Genomic DNA, 20,115 nt, shown 5'->3' on the forward strand with positions numbered 1-20,115 from the left:
AGGTTAAGGGTAGGCTTCGCCGCCCCTCAGGGCCTCAGATATTTTGCATTCCTATTTATCATATTTATTTTCATTTAAGGCCTGGTCTTAGCGGTTGTACCCATGCGCTTAAACATTTGCAACCTGACAGATTCTCCTATGCGCCTGATATCTAAAGCTCCGCAGGGTGATGAATGCCCTGTCTCTAACCTTCCCTGCGCTAGCCGTTTTAGTCGGCCATCAAGATCGCAGTGGCTTGTTTTAAAATCAACTTCTCTCGTTCAAGGCATTCAATCCGGGCTTCAAGTTCTTGAATCCTCTGCTGATCAGGCGTCAGTACCTTGGCTTGTGGAGGGATGTCATGCGGCTCCGGTAGAACAATACTGTCCACGCCCAACGGCAGCTTTGTTTCATCGCGCTCAGCGTCAAGGAACCCTTCGATCGCTACACGCGCCAGTGTGCTCTTCGGCACGTTCAGCTTTGCGGCGATAGCATCCCACTTTTGAAAACTTTCTTCGGTAAGCCGCACTTTGACTACACCCAGTTGGTCCGCTGGTATTCTAGGAGCCGTCTCTGCCGCTACCTTTAATGTTTGTGCAATCGGCGCATCAGCACTGCTGCCACACAAAACCTTGAGGGAATCCATGATGATCATTCGCCCAAGCACGCTGTGTTGTTCTTTCTTTCGCTCGGCGCTATCAAACAACGCTTGAAACGTTTCCTCGCCCAAACGCACTTTAATTTGATGCTTTGTTTGGTATGTTTCCTGTTTGAATGCCATCTCTGTCTCTTCCTTAAGTGGGCGTGCGTATCCCATCAATGGTACAGGGATCTTGTATGCCAGCTCTACCCTGCCGTTACGAGCACAGACTATGAACTCTCTGCGGGGCTGGCACTGATCGAAAACCAATTTTGTCTTTGGCCACCCGACTCGCTTTCAGGTTCATCCTCGACACACGAAAGCGACTCACACAGTCGAACTGGCAAGAGTGTTATCTAATCGAATTTTTGAGGGAAATATTGGGTAGAAACGCTGGGTAGAATCGGAAAACAAAAAACCCCGTAACTCATTGAATTACGGGGTTTTTATTTGTATGGCGGAGAGATAGGGATTCGAACCCTAGGTACCGGTGAAGGTACAACGGATTTCGAATCCGTCCCATTCGGCCACTCTGGCATCTCTCCAACGGCGCGCATCATAACAACACTTTCGCCGGAAGCGAACCCCCTTTCGCGAAATATTTCTGTGCTATCAGATGCTTGCGTCGGTTAAAGCGGTACGCCCAGACGATTGGCCACTTCTTCGTAGGCTTCGATGACGTCACCGAGGCCCTGACGGAAGCGGTCCTTGTCCATCTTCTTCTTGGTGTCCTTGTCCCAGAGGCGGCAGCCGTCCGGGCTGAACTCGTCGCCCAGCACGATGGAGCCGTCGCTGAACACGCCGAACTCCAGCTTGAAATCCACCAGCAACAAGCCCGCGTCGTCGAACAGTTTGCTCAGGATTTCATTGACCTTGAGCGACAGCTCTTTCATGCGGACCAGCTGCTCGGCAGTGCCCCAGCCGAATGCCACGACGTGGGATTCGTTGATGAACGGATCGCCTTTGGCGTCGTCCTTCAGGAACAGTTCGAAGGTGTAAGGGTTGAGTTTCATGCCCTCTTCGACACCGAGGCGCTTGACCAGGCTGCCGGCGGCGTAGTTACGCACGACGCACTCGACCGGGATCATGTCCAGCTTCTTCACCAGGCACTCGTTGTCGCCCAGCAGTTTGTCGAATTGGGTCGGCACGCCGGCCGCTTCGAGTTTCTGCATGATGAAGGCGTTGAACTTGTTGTTCACCATGCCTTTGCGGTCGAGCTGTTCGATGCGCTTGCCGTCGAACGCCGAGGTGTCGTTGCGAAACAGCAGGATCAAGCGGTCAGCGTCATCGGTCTTGTAAACCGATTTGGCTTTGCCGCGGTAGAGTTCTTCACGTTTTTCCATGATGGGCTCCGCTTGCTAAGTAGATGGGCTAGGCGATATATCGCCAGTCGAGCCCTGAATCTTGATCGGCCAGTTGCAGCCAGTCCGGGTCGCACCCGAGGGTGTCGACAAAACATTGCCGGGCCAGCTGCGGCAGGTTGTTCTTGCTGCTCAGATGGGCCAGGACCAGGTGTTGCAGGCCTTGCCAGCCCAACTCGGCCACCAGGAATGCCGCCTGATGGTTGTTCAAATGTCCCAGTTCGCCGCCCACCCGTTGCTTGAGAAAGTACGGGTAGTGACCGCGAGCCAGCATGTCACGGCAATGGTTGGCCTCGATCATCAAAGCATCGAGATCCCGATAACCGTCCAATACCTTGTTGCAATACGATCCCAGGTCGGTCAACAGGCCGAAACGCCGTTCACCATCACTGAATACATATTGCGTCGGCTCCTGCGCATCGTGGGCCACGGCAATGACGCTGATGCTCAAGTCGCCGACCTGCAGTTGCTCACCGCCCGCCAGAAAGCCTGCGGGTTCGATGGGTTTGCGCATCCCGCGCAAGGTGCCGCGACTGAGATAGACAGGCAGATTGTAACGCCGAGACAGCAAACCCACGCCATGCACGTGGTCGGCATGTTCGTGGGTCACGAGTATCGCACTCAACTGCGCAGGGTTCACACCCAGGCGCAGCAGGCGTTTTTCGGTTTCCCGCAGGGAGAAACCACAATCCACCAGTACATAGGTATCAGCGCTGGCTATCAGCGTGCCGTTCCCTTGGCTACCGCTGCCGAGAACGGCAAAACGCATGTGATCAGCCCAGATTGTCCTGAATCACGGTCAACACTTTACGCGCCACATCAGCCGGCGCCACGGTGTTGATGTTTTTCTCGACGGTGACCTGAACGCTGTCGCCCACCTTGCTCAGGCGAACCTGATAACGCTCGGCGCGAGCTTCAAGCTCTTCCTTGTTAGGCTTGCTGCCGAACAGACCACTGAAGAAACCTGGCTTGTCGTCCTTCTTCTCGGCTTTTTCAGCCAGGTTGATGTAGTACAGGCCCAGGCTGCGGTTGATGTCTTCAACACGCCATTCGCCCTGCTCCAGTGCACGGCCGACGCTCGACCAGGCACGATCCAGGTCAGTGCCGACGTTCAGGACAGGGTTACCGCTGCCGTCCACGCTCAGGCTGACACGACTCGGGGTGTCGAAATCACGGGAGGCCAGCATGGAGACCGAACCGCCCTTCTCCGAACTGCGGCTCATGCTGGCGAGCATGTCATCGACCAGTGCCGCGTCCAGGCCAGTGTTGACCGAACGGTTGGTAAAGGCCACATCGGCGGTGCTGCCGGCAGGACGCTCGGCACTGACCACGTAGACTTCACTGGTGTTGCGCTGCACACCCGGCTCGATACGTACCCGAACGCGGGTTTCGCTGTCAGTGCTGACGCCCGCCGCGCTCAGGCGCTTGGCCATGGCAGCCGACAACTCGTCGGAATGCTGCCAGGTCGTGGTGAACTCGCCGGTTTGCGGACGCTGTTCATCAAGACGGAAGCCGTTGTCCTGGAAGAACTGGACAGCCACTGGCCAGACTTCAGCCGGGGAATTCTGCGCAAGGATCGAACGCGAATCGCCGCTCTTCTGCAGGGAATAGGCACTGGCGTCGGCTGCGGCCGACAATGGCTGCGGCCGAGGAACGATGTATTCACCCTTGGCAGTGTCATCAGCCACGTTGCGTGGAATCGGCAACAGCGGGTCCAGACGCTTGGCGGTTTTGACGTCCGGTGGCATTTGCATCGGTGCAGTCTGTTTCGCTTCCAGGTAATCGCTACCACGGTCACGGAAATAACCTTCCGGGCCCCAGATCCATCCGCAGCCACTGGTGCTGGAGATAATCAAGGCAAGTGCGGAAAGTCCGGCCATTCGCTTCATGCGTTGTACTTCCTCAATTAAACCAGGACGCCGGACAGGCGCATGGCCTGGCGCAGCGGTTCGTGACATTCAGCGCTGAGCCAGGTGAGCGGCAGACGGATACCGTCCGGCATCAAGCCCATTTCATGCAGCGCCCATTTCACGGGAATAGGGTTGGATTCGATAAACAGGGTTTTATTGAGTGGCATCAGCTTTTCATGAATGGCACGCGCCTTCTCGGCGTCGCCGTTCAAGGCGGCGATGCACAGGTCGGCCATATCGCGAGGGGCGACGTTGGCGGTGACCGAAATATTGCCCTTGCCGCCCAGCAGGATCAGCTCGACCGCGGTGGCATCGTCACCGGAAATCACCAGGAAATTGCTGCTGACACCGTCGATGATCGCTTTGGCGCGCTTCAGGTCGCCGGTGGCTTCCTTGATACCGATGATGTTCTTGACGGTCGACAGGCGGATCACGGTCTCGGCCTGCATGTCGCATGCGGTGCGACCTGGCACGTTATAGAGGATCTGCGGGATATCGACAGCCTCGGCGATGGCCTTGAAGTGCTGGTACAGGCCTTCCTGGGTCGGCTTGTTGTAGTACGGCGTGACCAGCAGGCAGGCGTCGGCGCCGGCGTTCTTCGCGTTGGTGGTCAGCTCGATGGCTTCGCGGGTCGAATTGGCGCCGGTACCGGCGATCACCGGAATGCGGCCATTGACCTGCTTCACGACGCGACGGATGACTTCGATGTGTTCGTTCACATCAAGGGTGGCCGATTCACCTGTGGTGCCGACCGCCACGATGGCGTGGGTGCCGTTTTGCAGGTGAAAGTCCACCAGTTTGCTCAAGCTGTCCCAATCGAGACGACCTTGTGCATCCATGGGTGTGACCAGTGCCACCATACTGCCCGCAATCATGCAACCGCTCCTGCCGGAAAAAGAGAGCCGTAATGGTACTGGCGCCAAGATGCTTGTACAAGCGAAGTACTGCGCTGCCGCCATTCCCCTTGGCGCTGCTTTTCGCTACCCTTCAGACTTTGATCGGTACTGACAAGCTCGTACGTCGGGTTTCAGCCTCCATTTTCGGCATCACAAGCCCCATTCCAGCGCGTCCACCTCTCGCTCCTGCCATACTGGAGCACGTTGCGACCTGCGCCTGGGGCTTTCTGAGTTCGCATCCGCAGGCTCGTACCCCGGTAAAACAAGCCGATAGAAGTACCGACCGCTCATCGCTTTAGGAATGCTGCATGTCCACCCCCACAGTTCGCGAACAATTCCTTGTCATCAGTGCCCTCGGCGCCAACCCCATGGAGCTGACTAACGTCCTGTGCCGCGCCAGCCATGAAAATCGTTGCGCCGTGGTCACCTCTCGCCTAACCCGTCATGGCGAGTGCAGTGCGCTGGTCCTTGAAGTCTCGGGCAGCTGGGACGCCCTGGCACGCCTGGAAGGCAGCCTACCGGTGCTGGCAAAACGGCACGCTTTCACCGTCAATGTGGTGCGCAGTGCCGCCCTGGAGAACCGTCCCCAGGCGCTGCCGTACGTTGCGTATGTCAGCTCGGCCTACCGCTCGGACATCATCAACGAGCTGTGCCAGTTCTTCATGGATCACAATGTCGAGCTGGAAAACCTGACCTGCGATACCTATCAGGCGCCGCAAACCGGCGGCACCATGCTTAATGCCACGTTTACCGTGACCTTGCCGGCCGGTGTGCAAATCAGTTGGTTGCGCGATCAATTCCTGGATTTCGCCGATGCGCTGAACCTGGATGCCCTGATCGAACCGTGGCGCCCACAAAACCCAATGTAAGGAAGCTTTTCATGGCCGTTGCCATCGACCAACCGGTTGCCGACTTCGAAGCACCCGCCACCAGCGGGCAAACCGTCAGCCTGGCGGCGCTCAAAGGCAAGCAGGTGGTGATCTACTTCTATCCGAAGGACAGCACTCCGGGTTGCACGACCCAGGGCCAGGGCTTTCGCGATCAGCTTGAAGCCTTTAAAGCAGCCAACACCGAAGTGTTCGGCGTGTCCCGCGACAGCCTGAAGTCCCACGAGAACTTCAAGACCAAGCAAGCGTTCACGTTCGAACTGATCAGCGACAAGGAAGAAGCGCTTTGCCAGCTGTTCGACGTGATCAAGTTGAAGAAGCTTTATGGCAAGGAATACATGGGCGTGGATCGCAGCACGTTCCTGATCGACAAGAATGGCGTATTGCGCCAGGAATGGCGTGGGGTGAAGGTGCCTGGGCATGTTGATGCTGTTCTGGCGGCTGCTCAGGCGCTGAACAAGGCCTGATTTTCTTGGCGTCAGTTCTGACGTCTTCGCGGGCAAGCCCCCTCCTGCATGGGCTTTTGTAGGAGCTGGCTTGCCAGCGAAGAGGCCCTCAATCCGTACTCAAAGCAAAGGCGCCACCACCGGCTCCTTGCGCGGCCAGGCGTCCAGCACGGCCTTGAACAGGGTCGCCAGGGGTATCGCAAAGAACACCCCCCAGAATCCCCACAATCCGCCAAACAACAACACCGCACAGATGATCGCCACCGGATGCAGGTTGACCGCTTCCGAAAACAGCAATGGCACCAGCACGTTGCCGTCCAGTGTCTGGATGATCCCGTAAACCGCCATCAGATAGATGAACTGATCGCTCCAACCCCACTGGAACAGCGCAATCAAAAACACCGGCACGGTCACCACCACGGCCCCGACATAGGGCACCACCACCGACACGCCCACCAGCAATGCCAGCAGCGCCGCGTAATTGAGCTCCAACACGACAAAGGCGATGTAGGTCACGCCACCGCAAATGAAAATCTCGATGACCTTGCCACGAATGTAGTTGGCGATCTGCCGGTTCATTTCATGGGCGACACGGGTGATCAGCGCTCGCTCCCGGGGTAGATAACCGCGCACCCACTGCCCGATCATCGCCCGGTCCTTGAGGAAGAAAAACACCAGAATCGGCACCAGCACCAGATAGATCATCATGTTGACCAACAGCGGCAGGCTCGACAGCGAGAACGTTAACGCCCACTGCCCGAACTTGCCAATCTCGCCCCGCGCCACTTCGATGGCCTGCAGGACCTGTTCGTCGGACACCAGATGCGGGTAGCGTTCCGGTAGCAGCAGTAGCAGCGATTGCCACTTGGCAAGCATGCCCGGCAATTCGTTGAACAAGGTGATCAACTGATGCCAGAGCAGCGGCACCACGACCACAATGAACACCAGCAACACCCCCATGAACAGTGCGAAGACCAATCCCACCGCGGCCCCGCCCGGCATACGCAGGCGTTCGAGGGTCAACACCAGTCCCTGCATCAGGTACGCCAGCACCATCCCGGCCAGCACCGGTGCCAGCATGCCGCCGAGGGTCAGCACGGCGGTGAACGCCAGGAATAGCAGAACTGCCAGAACCACAGCCTCTTCATCGGAGAAGTAGCGCTGAATCCAGTCGCGTAACACTTTGAACATCAATAATCCTTAAGAACAAATGCCGCAGGTTTCAGGCTTTTTTCAACCAATAGCGGTACACGCCCGCTTCATCTTCTTCGCGAAGCAGCGTATGACCGGCCAATCGGGCAAAGGTGCGAAAGTCGCGCTGAGAACCCGCATCGGTGGCAATCACTTTGAGCACTGCTCCACTGGTCATCCGATTGAGTTCCATCTTGGCCTTGAGCAACGGCAACGGGCAATTCAAGCCACTGGCGTCCAGCTCAACGTCATGGGCTACAGCGTCGGTCATTGCATCACTCCGGTTCAGGCAGTTGGGTTGCCTAGAATATCTGGTCGCAAGGCTGGTGTCCGGCTACAGTAAGGTCTTTGTCGACTAAGGCTTTGTGCATGACTTTTCTGCGCCCTACCCTGCTGACGCTCGCTTGCCTGCTCGCTTCACCGGGCTTCGCCGACGACCTGCCGTCACTCGGCGACGCCAGTTCTGCCATTGTCTCGCCGCAGCAGGAATACCAGTTGGGCCGCGCGTGGCTGGCGCTGTTGCGCAGCCAGGTATCGCAGCTCAACGATCCGCAGCTCAAGGACTATGTCGAATCCAGCGTCTACCGACTGGTGGAGACCAGTCAGGTCAATGACCGGCGTTTGGAGTTCATCCTGATCAACAGTCCGCAACTCAACGCCTTCGCGGCGCCGGGCGGGATTGTCGGGGTCAACGGCGGCTTGTTCCTCAATGCCCAGACCGAAGGTGAATACGCCTCGGTACTGGCTCACGAACTGGCTCACTTGTCGCAGCGCCACTTTGCCCGTGGCGTCGAAGCCCAACAGCGCATGCAAGTGCCGATGATGGCCGCATTGCTGGCCGGGATCGTGATTGCCGCGGCCGGTGCCGGCGATGCCGGGATCGCCGCCATTGCCGGCACTCAGGCAGCGGCGCTTCAGGAACAGCGGCGCTTCTCGCGTCAAAACGAACAGGAAGCCGACCGCATCGGCATTCTCAACCTGGAAAAAGCCGGCTACGACCCACGCTCCATGCCGACCATGTTCGAGCGTCTGGGCCGACAGTATCGCTACGATGCCAAGCCACCGGAATTCCTGCTGACTCACCCGGTGACCGAATCGCGTATCGCCGACACCCGCAACCGCGCTGAACAGGCGCCGCAGGGCGGCATTGAAGACTCCCTGCGCTATCAACTGATTCGCGCACGGGTTCAACTCATCTATGAGGAAACCCCGGGATTGGGTGCCAAGCGCTTCCGCGCGCAACTGGATGAAAACCCCAAAAGCGATGTCGCACGCTACGGATTGGCAATCGCCCAGGTCAAGGGCGGCCAACTGAACGAGGCACGGGAAAACCTCAAGCTGCTGCTGGCGAAATCGCCTAACGAGATCATTTACAACCTCGCGCAAATCGATCTGGATATCACCAACAATCGTCTGGCGGAAGCGCAAACCCGGGTGGACCGAATGTTGACTCAGTACCCCGGCAACTATCCGCTGAACCAGGTGCGCGTCGACCTTCTGTTGAAACAGAACCGCGCCGCCGATGCCGAAAAGGCACTGGAAGGCCTGCTCAAGTCGCGCCCGGACGATCCAGACGTGTGGTATCAGGTGGCCGAGACTCGCGGCCTGTCGGGCAACATCATCGGCCTGCATCAGGCTCGCGCCGAATACTTCGCGCTGGTCGGTGACTATCGCCAGGCCATCCAGCAACTGGATTTCGCCAAGCGCAAGGCTGGCAGCAACTTCCCGTTAACGTCGCGAATCGATGCCCGTCAGCGAGAGCTGATGGAACAGGAGCGTATGATCAAGGACATGATGGGCTGAAAACTTCGCAAATCATTGCTTTATCAAGCGCAAAAAAAACCGCCTCTTTCGAGGCGGTTTTTCATTCAGTCAGCAACCAGATCATTCAGCCAGTTTGAAAGTGATGAAGCTGGCGCGACCTTGGCGCAAGACCCGCATCGACACCGAGCGATTCTTCGGCAATGCCTTGGCGATGTCAGTAAATTGCTTGGTGGATTCGATCGCCTGGTTGTTCAGGTGAGTAATCACATCACCCGGCTGCAAGCCGATCATCGCAGCAGGCCCCTCCTGAACTTCCTTGATCACCACGCCGCCTTTGAGGTCGTAGGTCTTCTTCTGCTCGGCGGTCAGCTCGACGACCGAAACACCGAGACGATTGCTATTGCTCTCGATGCCCGATTTCGGTAGCTCATCCAGCTCTTTGTCTTCGTCCGGAATAGCGCCGACCGTCACTTCGACATTCTTGCGCTTGCCCTCACGAATCACTTCCAGATTGGCCTTGGAGCCAGCCTTCAATGCACCCACCAGATGCGGCAGATCGGCGGACATCACGATGGGTTGACCATTCATGCTCAGGATCACGTCGCCGACTTGCAGACCACCCTTGGCTGCCGGGCCGTCATCCTGGATCTGAGCGACCAGGGCACCGGCCGGCTTTTCCAGACCGAACGACTCGGCCAAATCCTTGCTTACTTCCTGGATCACTACGCCCAACCAGCCACGGCTGACTTTGCCGCCGCTTTTCAGCTGATTGGAAACGTCCATGGCCACGTCGATGGGGATCGCGAACGACACGCCCATGAAGCCGCCGGAACGGGTGTAGATCTGTGAGTTGATCCCGACCACTTCGCCATTGAGGTTGAACAGTGGCCCACCGGAGTTACCCGGGTTGATCGGCACGTCGGTCTGAATGAACGGCACATAGTTTTCATTTGGCAGGCTACGGCCGACGGCACTGACGATGCCCTGGGTCACCGTATGGTCAAAGCCGAACGGCGAACCGATCGCCACGACCCATTGGCCGGCCTTCAGATCCTGGGATTTGCCGAGTTTCAGGACCGGCAGGTCCTTGCCTTCGATTTTCAGTAGCGCCACGTCGGAACGCGGGTCGGTGCCGACCAGCTTGGCCTTCATTTCGCTGCGGTCAGCGAGACGCACGAGAATCTCGTCTGCATCAGCGATTACGTGGTTGTTGGTCAGGATGTAGCCGTCGGACGAGATGATGAAACCCGAGCCCAGGGATTGAGCTTCACGCTGACGATCACCGCGAGGTGTGCGCGGTTGTGGCGGCATGCCACGCTCAAAGAACTCGCGCAGCATCGGCGGCAAGCCTTCGAGGTCAGGCATCTGCTGGTTCACTTTGCGGTCCGGCAGTTTCTGCGTGGTACTGATGTTCACCACCGCAGGCGAGGCCTGTTCGACCAACTGGGTGAAGTCCGGCAACTCGACTGCTTGCGCAGCGACCGCCTGACCAAGCACCAGCACGGTGGCAAAAATAGACAGATAAGACTTCAAGCGTGGTATCGACATACGGCTCCCGTTACGACGAGCATGGTTAAGCGATATGGATCAAGGAACACCGGGAAAGATACGCCGGTATTTTTGTTCCGGGAACAACAAACAAGGCCAGAGCCGAGGGGCTCTGACCTATAAAAAATTTTGAGGGTATTTGCAAATTGAAATGCTCACGAAACATTTCGATTTCAGCTCACTGCTTGTTGGCAGCGGCGTCATTACGCATGGATAACGCAATTCGTTCAGCGGTACCTGCCGGAATCTCACCGACCACTGTCACCAACATTTCGCCTTGTGGTGTGGTCAAGCGACGGGAAACCGCAACAGTGGGCCCCAGCTGAGTCCGGGTATCGGTAACTGCTGCGCCATTCAATGGCTCCAGGAACACCGAAAAACGCGCCAGGCCATCGTCAAAAAGCAAGCTGCTGACCTGGGTTTTAGTCTCCGGATCCTTGCGCGCCGTGCTGCTTGTCAGCTCGAAACCGGGTGGTAACCAGTCTGAATGCCAAACCTGTGCTGCTTTGACTGCGGAAGCCTTGTCACTTTCGAGATTGATTGCTTTGCAATCGGCGCCAGGCTGCAATTCGCTGTCGGAGGGAACATTGGCTGTATCAAGCTGCGTGAACTGGAATCGCTCCAGCAGTCGCCCCTTGTCATCGAGCAGCAACGACTTGAGCGGCAGTCCGGTTTCTTTATCCAGATGCAGTTCAAACCCGTAACGGTGCTGATCGCGGGGGGTCAGTGAAACAATCACTGCCGCTCGCCCGGCCACGCGCGACTTGCCTATGACGGCAAGGTCATACCAATTCTTGAGCTTTTGAGGATCGAGTGCACGAGCAGAGGAGTTTGGCGAATCACCCAGCCCTGCTATCAGGGCGCCGCTGACGCATTGAGTACGCCCATCAATGCGCACGACTTCCTGTGCAGAGCCGTCGAGCTGGAGTAACCGCTCGCGGACTTTGCCATCCTGGACGCGGTGCCAGATGTTATGGGTAGAAAAACTACCGTTACGCTCGTAAACGAAGGTACCGTGAAAGCTTTGCTGCTGCTCGGCCTGACCAAGACGGGTCAGCCAGTCCTGAGCTTCATCGGCGTGGGCTGGAACAACAAACCAGCCACTCAGCAGAAGCGAAAGTAGAGGTATGGCGCGCATGATCCTCCTTAACGGTTTTCCAGGCTCGCTGCACGAGCGTAAGGCAGAGCGCTCTCAGTACCTTTCAGTGCAGCCTGTTGAGCATGTTGGCGCAAGTAGCCTGGCAAACGTTGATCCTGCGAGCCTGGCTGACCCTGCAGTACGCCGTTGACCATAGGGCCAGTGGCTTCCGAACTCTCATTGTAGCCTGCCAGTACAGCCGGGCCCTTTATTTGAGGGGCGGCCAGATTCTGTTGGCTGGATTGCTGTGCCAGTTCGACGCCAGCGATCTCGTCCTGGTTGTACAGACGAACACCTGCCAGTACGGCAAGCGTGACCGAAGCAGCTACGGCCAGACGACCCAGGCTGCGCCATGGACCACGGGTGGCTTTTGCCGGCACGGTTTCGTCAGCCAGAGCTGCAGAAACAGCCGCTGCGATATCCAGACGTGGCAGCAGCAGATCCTTGTGCATCGCTGCCCGAGCGATCTGATAACGAGCCCAGGTTTCACGGGTTTCAACATCGTCGCAGGCACTGAGTACCCGACGCAGTTCCAATTCGTCCGCTTCGTTATCCATCACTGCGGACAGCGATTCCTGCAGGGCTTCACGACTCATGGCGTTCCTCTCTTGGCTGTCGCCGCTGTCACTAGTTTTCCTGCAACAACGGCTGCAGGGCTTTATCGATGGCCTCCCGGGCGCGGAAGATCCGGGAGCGCACGGTGCCCACCGGACATTGCATGACACTCGCAATGTCCTCGTAACTCAGACCATCGAATTCACGTAAAGTTAAAGCCGTACGCAAATCTTCCGGCAGTTGCTGAATGGTTCGATGGACGGTGCCTTCGATCTCATCCCGCAGCAAAGCCCGTTCTGGCGACTCGAGATCCTTGAGGCCATGATCGCCATCGTAGAACTCTGCATCCTCGGAACTGACATCGCTATCCGGCGGCCGACGGCCGCGTGAAACCAGATAGTTTTTCGCCGTGTTGATGGCGATGCGGTAAAGCCACGTATAAAACGCGCTGTCTCCGCGAAAATTTCCAAGCGCCCGGTACGCCTTGATAAAGGCTTCCTGCGCCACATCCTGGGCTTCATGGGTGTCGTGCACGAAACGCACGATCAACCCGAGAATTTTGTGCTGGTATTTCAGCACTAGCAGATCGAAAGCACGCTTGTCGCCGCGCTGAACGCGTTCGACCAGTTGCTGATCCTCTTCCTGGGTTAGCATGAACACTCCTCGATAAGCTCGGAGGAGGCTTGCATAACTAAACGACCGGACTTGCAAACATAGACTCGGGCTTTTCGCAAAAGTTCTCCCCCTCCAGGCAAGTTTCCTGCGGGCTCTGATTCGGCACGCACGAAAAGCGCAGCACGAGATGCCCCGGCTGCGCGAATAATCTTGTCATCGGATTCACGACCAGGATCCAACTGCTGATCCTGCACTGAAACCGACACTGTCCCTTTAATCAGGCAACCGTCTATTGATCTTGGGCCTTTGGCAAAAGTTCCAAATATTTATAGCTGCGCGACACCGACATTGTGCAACCGTGAAGGGAAAAATATCGTTAAATCCACGATACAGTCCTCTTGTCGCCGATTCGGCCAAAAAACCATCCGACGAAGCGTCAGGTGTTTTCCGTCACAGTAGTTTCACAATGCCATATGGGCTCGGCTATTGTGCCGCTCCCCCCCTCTATATACTAGTGGGCTGTGCGGTAGCCTGACCTTGCATGTCCAGATGTCCAGCGCCACCCCGACCCGGGTCGCTTTGAGCGGAATCCTGAAATGAGCCAACAGTTTCAACACGATGTTCTGGTAATTGGCAGCGGTGCTGCCGGCTTGAGCCTTGCGCTGACCTTGCCCGGTCATTTGCGCATCGCTGTACTGAGCAAAGGCGACCTCGCCAACGGCTCGACCTTCTGGGCCCAGGGCGGCGTCGCTGCCGTACTGGATGATTCCGACACTGTCGAATCCCACGTCGACGACACCCTCAATGCCGGCGGCGGCCTGTGCCACGAAGACGCCGTGCGCTTTACCGTCGAGCACAGCAAAGAAGCCATTCAGTGGCTGATCGACCAGGGCGTCCCCTTTACCCGTGATGAGCACTCCAGTACAGAAGACGGCGGGTTCGAATTTCACCTGACCCGAGAAGGCGGCCACAGTCATCGACGCATCATTCATGCTGCCGATGCCACCGGGGCGGCAATTTTCAAAACGCTGCTGACCCAGGCCAGCCAACGGCCGAACATCGAGCTGCTGGAACAACGGGTGGCTATCGACCTGATCACGGAAAAACGCCTCGGCCTTAAAGGTGATCGCTGCCTGGGAGCCTATGTACTCAATCGCGGCACCGGTGAAGTCGAAACCTACGGCGCCCGTTTCGTGATCCTGGCCTCCGGCGGCGCAGCCAAGGTCTACCTCTACACCAGCAACCCCGATGGCGCCTGCGGTGACGGTATCGCCATGGCCTGGCGTTCGGGGTGCCGGGTGGCGAACCTGGAATTCAACCAGTTTCACCCCACCTGCCTGTATCACCCACAAGCCAAGAGTTTCCTGATCACCGAGGCCCTGCGCGGCGAAGGTGCGCACCTGAAACTGCCTAATGGCGAACGCTTCATGCAACGCTTCGATCCACGGGCCGAACTGGCCCCGCGGGACATCGTCGCCCGGGCGATCGACCATGAAATGAAGCGTCTGGGCATCGATTGCGTCTATCTGGACATCAGCCACAAGTCCGAAGAGTTCATCAAGACGCACTTCCCGACGATGTACGAACGCTGTCTCGAGTTTTCCATCGACATCACCAAGCAACCGATTCCGGTGGTGCCGGCGGCGCACTACACCTGCGGCGGCGTCATGGTCGACCAGCAAGGTCGCACGGATGTGCCTGGGTTGTACGCCATTGGCGAGACCAGTTTCACCGGTCTGCATGGTGCCAATCGCATGGCCAGCAACTCGTTGCTGGAGTGTTTTGTCTACGCCCGCTCAGCAGCGGCGGACATCATGGAGCAGCTCCCGCTGGTTTCGGCGCCAGTCGCCCTGCCCGCCTGGGACGCGAGCCAGGTGACCGACTCCGATGAAGACGTGATCATTGCGCACAACTGGGATGAACTGCGGCGTTTCATGTGGGACTACGTCGGTATTGTACGTACCAACAAGCGCCTGCAACGTGCCCAGCATCGAGTGCGCCTGTTGCTCGACGAAATCGACGAGTTCTACAGTAACTACAAGGTCAGCCGGGATTTGATCGAATTGCGTAACCTGGCTCAGGTGGCCGAGTTGATGATCCTGTCAGCCATGGAGCGCAAGGAGAGTCGCGGCCTGCATTACACGCTCGACTATCCGGACATGTTGCCGGTCGCCCTGGACACTATTCTGGTGCCGCCCACCTACGCCGACTGAACTTGAGCCGGACCCGCAGGCGTCGGTGCGAATCCGCCGTCTGCGAATCCCGGGGCACACAAATGGCCCTGACTCGCCGCTCACCGCGCAAACGAAAACGCAACACGACGATCAATGGCAGCGCCAGGCTGTCGGGCCGCAGTTGCACCGCTTGCCATCCCGCAGCCTGATTCCATAACTGCCAGCCCTCGGCATTGCGACGCAAGCCGCGGAAAGCCTGTGGGTGACTCAGCAGAATCTGACGCGGCAACGCCCAAACGCCATGCAATAGACAGCACAAGGCGCCGAAAAGGCCGGCCCAAAGCGGAATGGAGAGAAGGAATGACGAACCCAGTACAGACAGCTGGGCCAGAAGATAGGCCGCCAGCAACTGCCGTGAGGCATGCCAGCGGCATTCGAACGCATTACTTGGGCTGGACACGATCCAGGATCATGCGAACCATGCGCTGTAGCTCCGGATCGTCCGATTCGGCGCGTTCCATGAACCAGCCGAACATGTCCTGATCCTCGCATTCGAGCAACCTGACGTAGCAGGCGCGATCAACGTCGTTGAGGTGCGGATAGACCTCTTTCACAAACGGCACCAGCAACACGTCAAGCTCAAGCATGCCGCGGCGGCTGTGCCAGTAGAGGCGATTCAGTTCAACATCTTCGACCATGGAGCGCTCCTCAAATAGGCCGCAAGTATACAGCGCCGCGCCTTATCGAACAGTCGGCTTTGGTCGGTCACCGACGATCCTTTGTGAACTACCCATTTCAGAGGCGCCCCCTTATTATGTCCGCCAGACTCTTTACCTTGCGATGACCCATGGCCGATTCCGCTTTTTTCTGCACGCTGTCTCATGAAGGTGTTCTGGCGGTCCGCGGTGCGGACGCCGGCAAGTTCCTGCAAGGCCAATTGACCTGCAACCTCAATTACCTGAGCGACACCCAGGCCAGCCTGGGCGCGCGCTGCACGCAGAAAGGCCGGATGCAATCGAGTTTCCGCATCCTGCTCGAAGGTGACGGCGTGCTCCTGGCCATGGCCCGCGAGCTGTTGGAACCGCAACTGGCGGATCTGAAAAAGTACGCGGTGTTCTCCAAGTCCAAGCTGACCGATGAAAGCGCTGCCTGGGTCCGCTTCGGCGTCGACCATGGCGATGCTGCACTCAAAAGCCTTGGCCTTGAGCTGCCGGTAGAAACCGACAGTGTCGTGCGCCATGACGGTTTGATCGCTGTTCGTGTTTCTGCTGAACGCGCCGAACTGTGGGTTGCCGCCGATCAAGCCGATGTCATCAAGGGCAAGCTGTCCGCCCTGCTGGCCGAAGGCGACCTGAACCAATGGCTGCTGGGTCAGGTCCGGGCCGGGATCGGCCAGGTGATGCCGGGCACCCGCGAACTGTTCATTCCGCAGATGCTCAATCTGCAAGCCGTTGGTGGCGTGAGTTTTAAAAAAGGCTGCTACACCGGCCAGGAAATCGTCGCGCGAATGCAGTACCTGGGCAAACTCAAGCGCCGCCTGTATCGCGTGCAACTGGAGGCCGGCGATTTGCCTGAGCCCGGCACCCCGCTGTTTTCCCCCAGTCACACCAGCTCGATCGGTGAAGTGGTGCTGGCTGCCCACGCCGGGCAGAACATTGAACTGCTGGCGGTATTGCAAGCCGAAGCAGCGGAGGCTGGCGATATCCACGTCGGCGCGCTCGAAGGCCCGGCCCTGAGCATGCTCGACCTGCCTTACCCACTGGACCGCGACCGCGAGATCCAGCGTTGACCGCAGTACTTTTTTTGCAACACCTAGAGAAACGAAATGAGTGAGCTGGCGGAAAAGGTCCAGAAGGATTTGGTTGAGGCCATCGATAACGATGACCTGGTTCTGCCAACGTTACCGGAGGTGGCCCTGCAGATTCGCAAGGCCGCTGAAGATCCGGAAATCAGTATCAGCACCCTGAGCAAAGTGATCGGCCGCGACGCCGCGCTGTCGGCGCGCCTGATCAAAGTGGTCAACAGCCCGTTGCTGCGCGCCACCCAGGAAGTCACCGACTTGCACACGGCGATCACACGCCTGGGCATCAACTACAGCAGCAACCTGGCCATCGGCCTGGTCATGGAACAGATTTTCCATGCCCGCTCCGATGTAGTGGAACAGAAGATGCGCGAAGTCTGGCGCAAGAGCCTGGAAATCGCCGGCGTCAGTTATGCGTTGTGCCGCAGCTACACCCAGCTCAAGCCCGATCAGGCTGCCCTGGGTGGGTTGGTGCATCAGATTGGCGTGCTGCCGATCCTGACCTACGCCGAAGATCACTATGAGCTGCTGTCCGACCCGGTCAGCCTCAACCATGTGATCGACCATATTCACCCATTACTCGGCGACAAGCTGCTCAGGGTCTGGGAGTTTCCGGACATGCTGGTGCAAGTGCCCCGGCTGTACCTGAACTTCAAGCGACAGTCCGAACAGATCGATTATGTCGACTTGGTGCAAGTGGCCAGCCTGTATTGCCACAAGGACACCGACCACCCGTTCTCGCGCATCGACCCTTACAGCGTGCCGGCCTTCGTCAAGCTCGGGATCGATCCCGATAACAAGGCGATGTGCGCCGATCTGGAAGAAACGCGGTCGATGTTTTATTAAAAGCTTCGCGGGCAAGCCCGCTCCTACAGGTCAGTGATCAACCTGTGGGAGCGGGCTTGCCCGCGAAGAGGACCGTCCTGACAACTCACTCCCCGGCAATAAAACTCACCCGCACCTTCAACCCCGCCTGCTCGCCATCGTGCAGGCTGATCTGGGCCAGGTGCGCGCGGCAAATCTCGCCGACAATCGCCAATCCCAGGCCTGATCCGGCCACGTGCTGGTTGCGACGGTAAAAGCGCTCGAATACCCGATCACGCTCATCCAGGGGAATGCCCGGCCCATCGTCCTCGACCTCCAGCACTGCCGGCGCCGAGACCCGCAGGATGACGTTACCGCCCGGTGGCGTATGGGCCAGCGCGTTATCCACCAGATTGCTCAACAGCTCGTTCAACAAAGTCGGCTCGCCCCGCATCCATATCGGCTCGTCCGCTTCCAGCGCCAGTGCCACGCCGCGCTTATGGGCCAGCGGCGCCATGGCCATGCCCAGTTCACGCGCCAGTTGGCTCAAATCCAGCAACTGCGCGCCGCCCTCGGCAATCGCCCGGGCGCCATTTTCGACGCGTGCAAGGGAAAGCAACTGATTGGCCAGGTGAGTCAATCGATCGGTGCTCTGGGCGGCGGTTTCCAGAGTACTGCGCCAGGTTTCGGCTTCGTTCGCCCGCAAACCCAGTTCAAGTCGTGCCTTGAGGGCTGCCAGAGGTGTACGCAACTCGTGGGCCGCATCAGCGATGAACTGCGCCTGACGCTCGAATTGCTCGCGCAAGCGTTCGGTAAAGTGATTCAGCGCCCGCACCAGTGGCCATAGCTCGTGCTGCACTTCCACCAACGGCAATGGCCGCAAATCATCCGGCTGCCGCTCTTCCACCGCCGTGCGCAAGCGCTCCAGCGGGCGTAGCGCTGCGCTGACAGCAAACCACACCAACAACAGCGCCCCCACCGCCAGCATGCCCAGGCGCAGCAAGGTATCCGCCGCCAGGCTGCGCGCCATACTGACCCGCGCCTCATCGGTTTCTGCGACACGAATTTCCGCCATGCCGTTCATGTTCGGTTCGCTGACAGGCTTGAGCAGACTGACCACCCGCACGTTCTGACCTCGATAGGTGGCGTTGTAAAAACGCGCCAGCGCCGGGTAGTCATCGGTGCGTGGTGTGCCGGGAGGTGGTGCGGGGAGGTTTTCGTAACCGGAAATCAGGTTCTGGTGAATGTCGTTGACCAGGTAAAAAATCCGCCCGGCGCTGTCGTAGGCGAAGGTATCCAGCGCCACGTAAGGCACGTCGGCACTGAGCGTCCCGTCACGCTGGGAGACGCCCGCCGCAATGGTCCGCGCCGAGGCCAGCAAGGTGCGGTCATAAGCGGTGTCGGCGGCTTCACGGCCGTTCCAGTAGGCGCTCAAGCCACTGGCCAGCATCAGCACCACCAGCAGCAGTGCCAGGTTCCACAACAACCGCCAGCGCAGGCTGCTGGGCTTATGCATCGCGGCTTTCCAGCAAATAGCCGAGGCCGCGGAAGGTCACGATAGCCACGGGTTGACCGTCGAGCTTCTTGCGCAAGCGGTGCACGTAGATTTCGATGGCGTCGGGGCTCGCCTCTTCGTCGAGACCGAAGACCTGGGAGGCCAGTTGTTCCTTGCTCATCACGCGGCCGGGACGGGCGATCAGGGCCTCGAGCACGGCTTGTTCGCGGGAGGTCAGGGTCAGCAATTCTTCGCCGAGGGTGAAACGCCGGGTTTCCAGATCATAGGCCAGCACACCGCAACGCTGAATGCGCTCACCGCCCAGCACACTGCGGCGCAACAAGGCTTTGACCCGGGCTTCGAGTTCGGTGAGTTCGAAAGGCTTGGCCAGATAATCGTCCGCGCCGAGGTTCAGGCCGTGGACCCGATCCTTGACATCGCTGCGCGCGGTCAGCATCAACACCGGCAAGTTCTTGCCCCTTGCCCGCAGACGCGCGAGAACTTCGAAGCCATCCATGCGCGGCAGGCCGACATCGAGGATCGCCATGGCGTATTCCTCGCTGCCCAACGCCAGGTCGGCCGCCACACCGTCGTGCAGCACATCCACCGTCAGCCCGGTGCTCTTTAACGCCTGGGCGACGCTCTCGGCGAGCTGCAGGTGGTCTTCGACGAGCAGGACACGCATGGATCTTTACCTCATTCAGGGATGGTCGACGCCATTCTTTGGCGCGGAGTTTACAGCCGCAACCGCCGCTGTGAAGCCCGAAGACCGTGAAAACCAGCTGAAAGCCTAGCGAAAGGTTAGCCCGTTAAAGTCCTGGCACGGACAGTTACGACTGCCGTCGCTGCCGCCACACAGCGATACGAAAAACGCCTCGAAGCGTTTTCGACAAATAAGAACAATAAACGGA

At 58.5% G+C, this 20,115-nt stretch carries 21 protein-coding genes and 1 tRNA gene; 6 read left to right on the forward strand and 16 right to left on the reverse strand.

The window, feature by feature from the left end; all coding sequences use genetic code 11:
• Positions 1-208 precede the first annotated feature (208 nt).
• From GPL81_RS32040 to dapA, 6 genes are all read right to left on the reverse strand, one after another.
• Entirely contained in the window at positions 209-760 is a 552-nt protein-coding gene (locus GPL81_RS32040) for a hypothetical protein (protein WP_178122626.1), read from the reverse strand.
• A 314-nt stretch (positions 761-1,074) separates the two neighbouring features.
• A tRNA-Ser gene (locus GPL81_RS23435) sits at positions 1,075-1,164 on the reverse strand.
• An 84-nt stretch (positions 1,165-1,248) separates the two neighbouring features.
• Positions 1,249-1,962 (reverse strand): phosphoribosylaminoimidazolesuccinocarboxamide synthase, encoded by a 714-nt coding sequence (purC, locus tag GPL81_RS23440; protein WP_060541247.1) that lies wholly within the window; start codon positions 1,960-1,962, stop codon positions 1,249-1,251.
• Between the two features lie 28 nt (positions 1,963-1,990).
• A complete protein-coding gene (locus tag GPL81_RS23445; protein WP_096512990.1) occupies positions 1,991-2,749 on the reverse strand; it encodes an MBL fold metallo-hydrolase in 759 nt (252 codons plus the stop codon).
• 4 nt (positions 2,750-2,753) lie between these two features.
• A complete protein-coding gene (gene bamC, locus GPL81_RS23450) occupies positions 2,754-3,869 on the reverse strand; it encodes an outer membrane protein assembly factor BamC (protein WP_160108644.1) in 1,116 nt (371 codons plus the stop codon).
• A 17-nt stretch (positions 3,870-3,886) separates the two neighbouring features.
• Positions 3,887-4,765 (reverse strand): 4-hydroxy-tetrahydrodipicolinate synthase, encoded by an 879-nt coding sequence (gene dapA, locus GPL81_RS23455; RefSeq protein WP_096512992.1) that lies wholly within the window; start codon positions 4,763-4,765, stop codon positions 3,887-3,889.
• 329 nt (positions 4,766-5,094) lie between these two features.
• Here dapA and GPL81_RS23460 point away from each other — a divergent pair, with 329 nt between their 5' ends.
• Both GPL81_RS23460 and GPL81_RS23465 read left to right on the forward strand, forming a co-directional pair.
• Positions 5,095-5,655, forward strand: coding sequence for a glycine cleavage system transcriptional repressor (locus GPL81_RS23460; RefSeq protein ID WP_056856013.1), 561 nt, complete (start codon positions 5,095-5,097; stop codon positions 5,653-5,655).
• An 11-nt stretch (positions 5,656-5,666) separates the two neighbouring features.
• Positions 5,667-6,140 carry a peroxiredoxin gene (locus GPL81_RS23465; RefSeq protein WP_160108645.1) on the forward strand — a complete coding sequence of 158 codons (474 nt, stop codon included), beginning with the start codon at positions 5,667-5,669 and terminating at the stop codon, positions 6,138-6,140.
• Between the two features lie 99 nt (positions 6,141-6,239).
• Here GPL81_RS23465 and GPL81_RS23470 read toward each other — a convergent pair whose 3' ends face one another.
• Positions 6,240-7,310: an AI-2E family transporter gene (locus tag GPL81_RS23470; protein ID WP_096512995.1), complete on the reverse strand. Its 1,071-nt coding sequence runs from the start codon at positions 7,308-7,310 to the stop codon at positions 6,240-6,242.
• Positions 7,311-7,341: 31 nt separating this feature from the next.
• Entirely contained in the window at positions 7,342-7,581 is a 240-nt protein-coding gene (locus tag GPL81_RS23475) for a sulfurtransferase TusA family protein (RefSeq protein WP_096512996.1), read from the reverse strand.
• A gap of 98 nt (positions 7,582-7,679) precedes the next feature.
• Here GPL81_RS23475 and GPL81_RS23480 point away from each other — a divergent pair, with 98 nt between their 5' ends.
• A complete protein-coding gene (locus GPL81_RS23480; protein WP_160108646.1) occupies positions 7,680-9,113 on the forward strand; it encodes a M48 family metalloprotease in 1,434 nt (477 codons plus the stop codon).
• A gap of 81 nt (positions 9,114-9,194) precedes the next feature.
• On the opposite strand, the gene GPL81_RS23485 is transcribed toward GPL81_RS23480, so the two are convergent.
• The 4 genes from GPL81_RS23485 to rpoE form a co-directional block, all read right to left on the reverse strand.
• On the reverse strand, positions 9,195-10,622 hold the full coding sequence (locus tag GPL81_RS23485; RefSeq protein ID WP_096512998.1) for a DegQ family serine endoprotease: 1,428 nt from the start codon (positions 10,620-10,622) through the stop codon (positions 9,195-9,197).
• Positions 10,623-10,800: 178 nt separating this feature from the next.
• Complete coding sequence (locus tag GPL81_RS23490) at positions 10,801-11,760, reverse strand: MucB/RseB C-terminal domain-containing protein (protein ID WP_160108647.1); 960 nt, start codon at positions 11,758-11,760, stop codon at positions 10,801-10,803.
• Positions 11,761-11,768: 8 nt separating this feature from the next.
• Positions 11,769-12,356: a sigma-E factor negative regulatory protein gene (locus GPL81_RS23495; protein WP_160108648.1), complete on the reverse strand. Its 588-nt coding sequence runs from the start codon at positions 12,354-12,356 to the stop codon at positions 11,769-11,771.
• A 31-nt stretch (positions 12,357-12,387) separates the two neighbouring features.
• The gene (gene rpoE, locus GPL81_RS23500) at positions 12,388-12,969 is read right to left on the reverse strand and encodes an RNA polymerase sigma factor RpoE/AlgU (protein ID WP_003172477.1); all 582 of its coding nucleotides are present in this window, start codon (positions 12,967-12,969) and stop codon (positions 12,388-12,390) included.
• Positions 12,970-13,526: 557 nt separating this feature from the next.
• On the opposite strand from rpoE, the gene nadB reads away from it, so the two are divergent.
• The gene (gene nadB / locus GPL81_RS23505) at positions 13,527-15,143 is read left to right on the forward strand and encodes an L-aspartate oxidase (RefSeq protein WP_096513001.1); all 1,617 of its coding nucleotides are present in this window, start codon (positions 13,527-13,529) and stop codon (positions 15,141-15,143) included.
• Here nadB and GPL81_RS23510 read toward each other — a convergent pair.
• Together GPL81_RS23510 and GPL81_RS23515 are read right to left on the reverse strand one after the other, a co-directional pair.
• Positions 15,112-15,564: a protein YgfX gene (locus tag GPL81_RS23510; protein ID WP_160108649.1), complete on the reverse strand. Its 453-nt coding sequence runs from the start codon at positions 15,562-15,564 to the stop codon at positions 15,112-15,114. The genes nadB and GPL81_RS23510 overlap by 32 nt on opposite strands.
• Entirely contained in the window at positions 15,548-15,802 is a 255-nt protein-coding gene (locus tag GPL81_RS23515; RefSeq protein ID WP_160108650.1) for an FAD assembly factor SdhE, read from the reverse strand. Before GPL81_RS23515 ends, GPL81_RS23510 begins: the two co-directional genes overlap by 17 nt.
• Before the next feature lie 149 nt (positions 15,803-15,951).
• Here GPL81_RS23515 and ygfZ point away from each other — a divergent pair, with 149 nt between their 5' ends.
• Positions 15,952-16,893, forward strand: coding sequence for a CAF17-like 4Fe-4S cluster assembly/insertion protein YgfZ (gene ygfZ / locus GPL81_RS23520; protein WP_160108651.1), 942 nt, complete (start codon positions 15,952-15,954; stop codon positions 16,891-16,893).
• Between the two features lie 36 nt (positions 16,894-16,929).
• Positions 16,930-17,751, forward strand: coding sequence for an HDOD domain-containing protein (locus GPL81_RS23525; RefSeq protein WP_160108652.1), 822 nt, complete (start codon positions 16,930-16,932; stop codon positions 17,749-17,751).
• An 85-nt stretch (positions 17,752-17,836) separates the two neighbouring features.
• Here GPL81_RS23525 and GPL81_RS23530 read toward each other — a convergent pair whose 3' ends face one another.
• Complete coding sequence (locus GPL81_RS23530) at positions 17,837-19,225, reverse strand: sensor histidine kinase (RefSeq protein WP_160108653.1); 1,389 nt, start codon at positions 19,223-19,225, stop codon at positions 17,837-17,839.
• Positions 19,218-19,889: a response regulator gene (locus GPL81_RS23535; RefSeq protein WP_007979804.1), complete on the reverse strand. Its 672-nt coding sequence runs from the start codon at positions 19,887-19,889 to the stop codon at positions 19,218-19,220. Before GPL81_RS23535 ends, GPL81_RS23530 begins: the two co-directional genes overlap by 8 nt.
• Positions 19,890-20,115 lie beyond the last annotated feature (226 nt).

The organism is Pseudomonas izuensis (genome assembly GCF_009861505.1).
GTDB lineage: Bacteria > Pseudomonadota > Gammaproteobacteria > Pseudomonadales > Pseudomonadaceae > Aquipseudomonas > Aquipseudomonas izuensis.

Excerpts from the sequence above, each read along its gene's own strand:
- GPL81_RS23445 (WP_096512990.1), bottom strand. The coding sequence starts at position 2,749 with ATGCGTTTTGCCGTTCTCGGCAGCGGTAGCCAAGGGAACGGCACGCTG.
- GPL81_RS23475 (WP_096512996.1), bottom strand. The coding sequence starts at position 7,581 with ATGACCGACGCTGTAGCCCATGACGTTGAGCTGGACGCCAGTGGCTTG.
- GPL81_RS23535 (WP_007979804.1), bottom strand. The coding sequence starts at position 19,889 with ATGCGTGTCCTGCTCGTCGAAGACCACCTGCAGCTCGCCGAGAGCGTC.
- GPL81_RS23530 (WP_160108653.1), bottom strand. The coding sequence starts at position 19,225 with ATGCATAAGCCCAGCAGCCTGCGCTGGCGGTTGTTGTGGAACCTGGCA.
- GPL81_RS23480 (WP_160108646.1), top strand. The coding sequence starts at position 7,680 with ATGACTTTTCTGCGCCCTACCCTGCTGACGCTCGCTTGCCTGCTCGCT.
- dapA (WP_096512992.1), bottom strand. The coding sequence starts at position 4,765 with ATGATTGCGGGCAGTATGGTGGCACTGGTCACACCCATGGATGCACAA.
- GPL81_RS23470 (WP_096512995.1), bottom strand. The coding sequence starts at position 7,310 with ATGTTCAAAGTGTTACGCGACTGGATTCAGCGCTACTTCTCCGATGAA.
- nadB (WP_096513001.1), top strand. The coding sequence starts at position 13,527 with ATGAGCCAACAGTTTCAACACGATGTTCTGGTAATTGGCAGCGGTGCT.
- rpoE (WP_003172477.1), bottom strand. The coding sequence starts at position 12,969 with ATGCTAACCCAGGAAGAGGATCAGCAACTGGTCGAACGCGTTCAGCGC.
- GPL81_RS23490 (WP_160108647.1), bottom strand. The coding sequence starts at position 11,760 with ATGCGCGCCATACCTCTACTTTCGCTTCTGCTGAGTGGCTGGTTTGTT.
- GPL81_RS23485 (WP_096512998.1), bottom strand. The coding sequence starts at position 10,622 with ATGTCGATACCACGCTTGAAGTCTTATCTGTCTATTTTTGCCACCGTG.
- GPL81_RS23525 (WP_160108652.1), top strand. The coding sequence starts at position 16,930 with ATGAGTGAGCTGGCGGAAAAGGTCCAGAAGGATTTGGTTGAGGCCATC.
- GPL81_RS32040 (WP_178122626.1), bottom strand. The coding sequence starts at position 760 with ATGGCATTCAAACAGGAAACATACCAAACAAAGCATCAAATTAAAGTG.
- GPL81_RS23495 (WP_160108648.1), bottom strand. The coding sequence starts at position 12,356 with ATGAGTCGTGAAGCCCTGCAGGAATCGCTGTCCGCAGTGATGGATAAC.
- GPL81_RS23515 (WP_160108650.1), bottom strand. The coding sequence starts at position 15,802 with ATGGTCGAAGATGTTGAACTGAATCGCCTCTACTGGCACAGCCGCCGC.
- ygfZ (WP_160108651.1), top strand. The coding sequence starts at position 15,952 with ATGGCCGATTCCGCTTTTTTCTGCACGCTGTCTCATGAAGGTGTTCTG.
- bamC (WP_160108644.1), bottom strand. The coding sequence starts at position 3,869 with ATGAAGCGAATGGCCGGACTTTCCGCACTTGCCTTGATTATCTCCAGC.
- GPL81_RS23460 (WP_056856013.1), top strand. The coding sequence starts at position 5,095 with ATGTCCACCCCCACAGTTCGCGAACAATTCCTTGTCATCAGTGCCCTC.
- GPL81_RS23465 (WP_160108645.1), top strand. The coding sequence starts at position 5,667 with ATGGCCGTTGCCATCGACCAACCGGTTGCCGACTTCGAAGCACCCGCC.
- purC (WP_060541247.1), bottom strand. The coding sequence starts at position 1,962 with ATGGAAAAACGTGAAGAACTCTACCGCGGCAAAGCCAAATCGGTTTAC.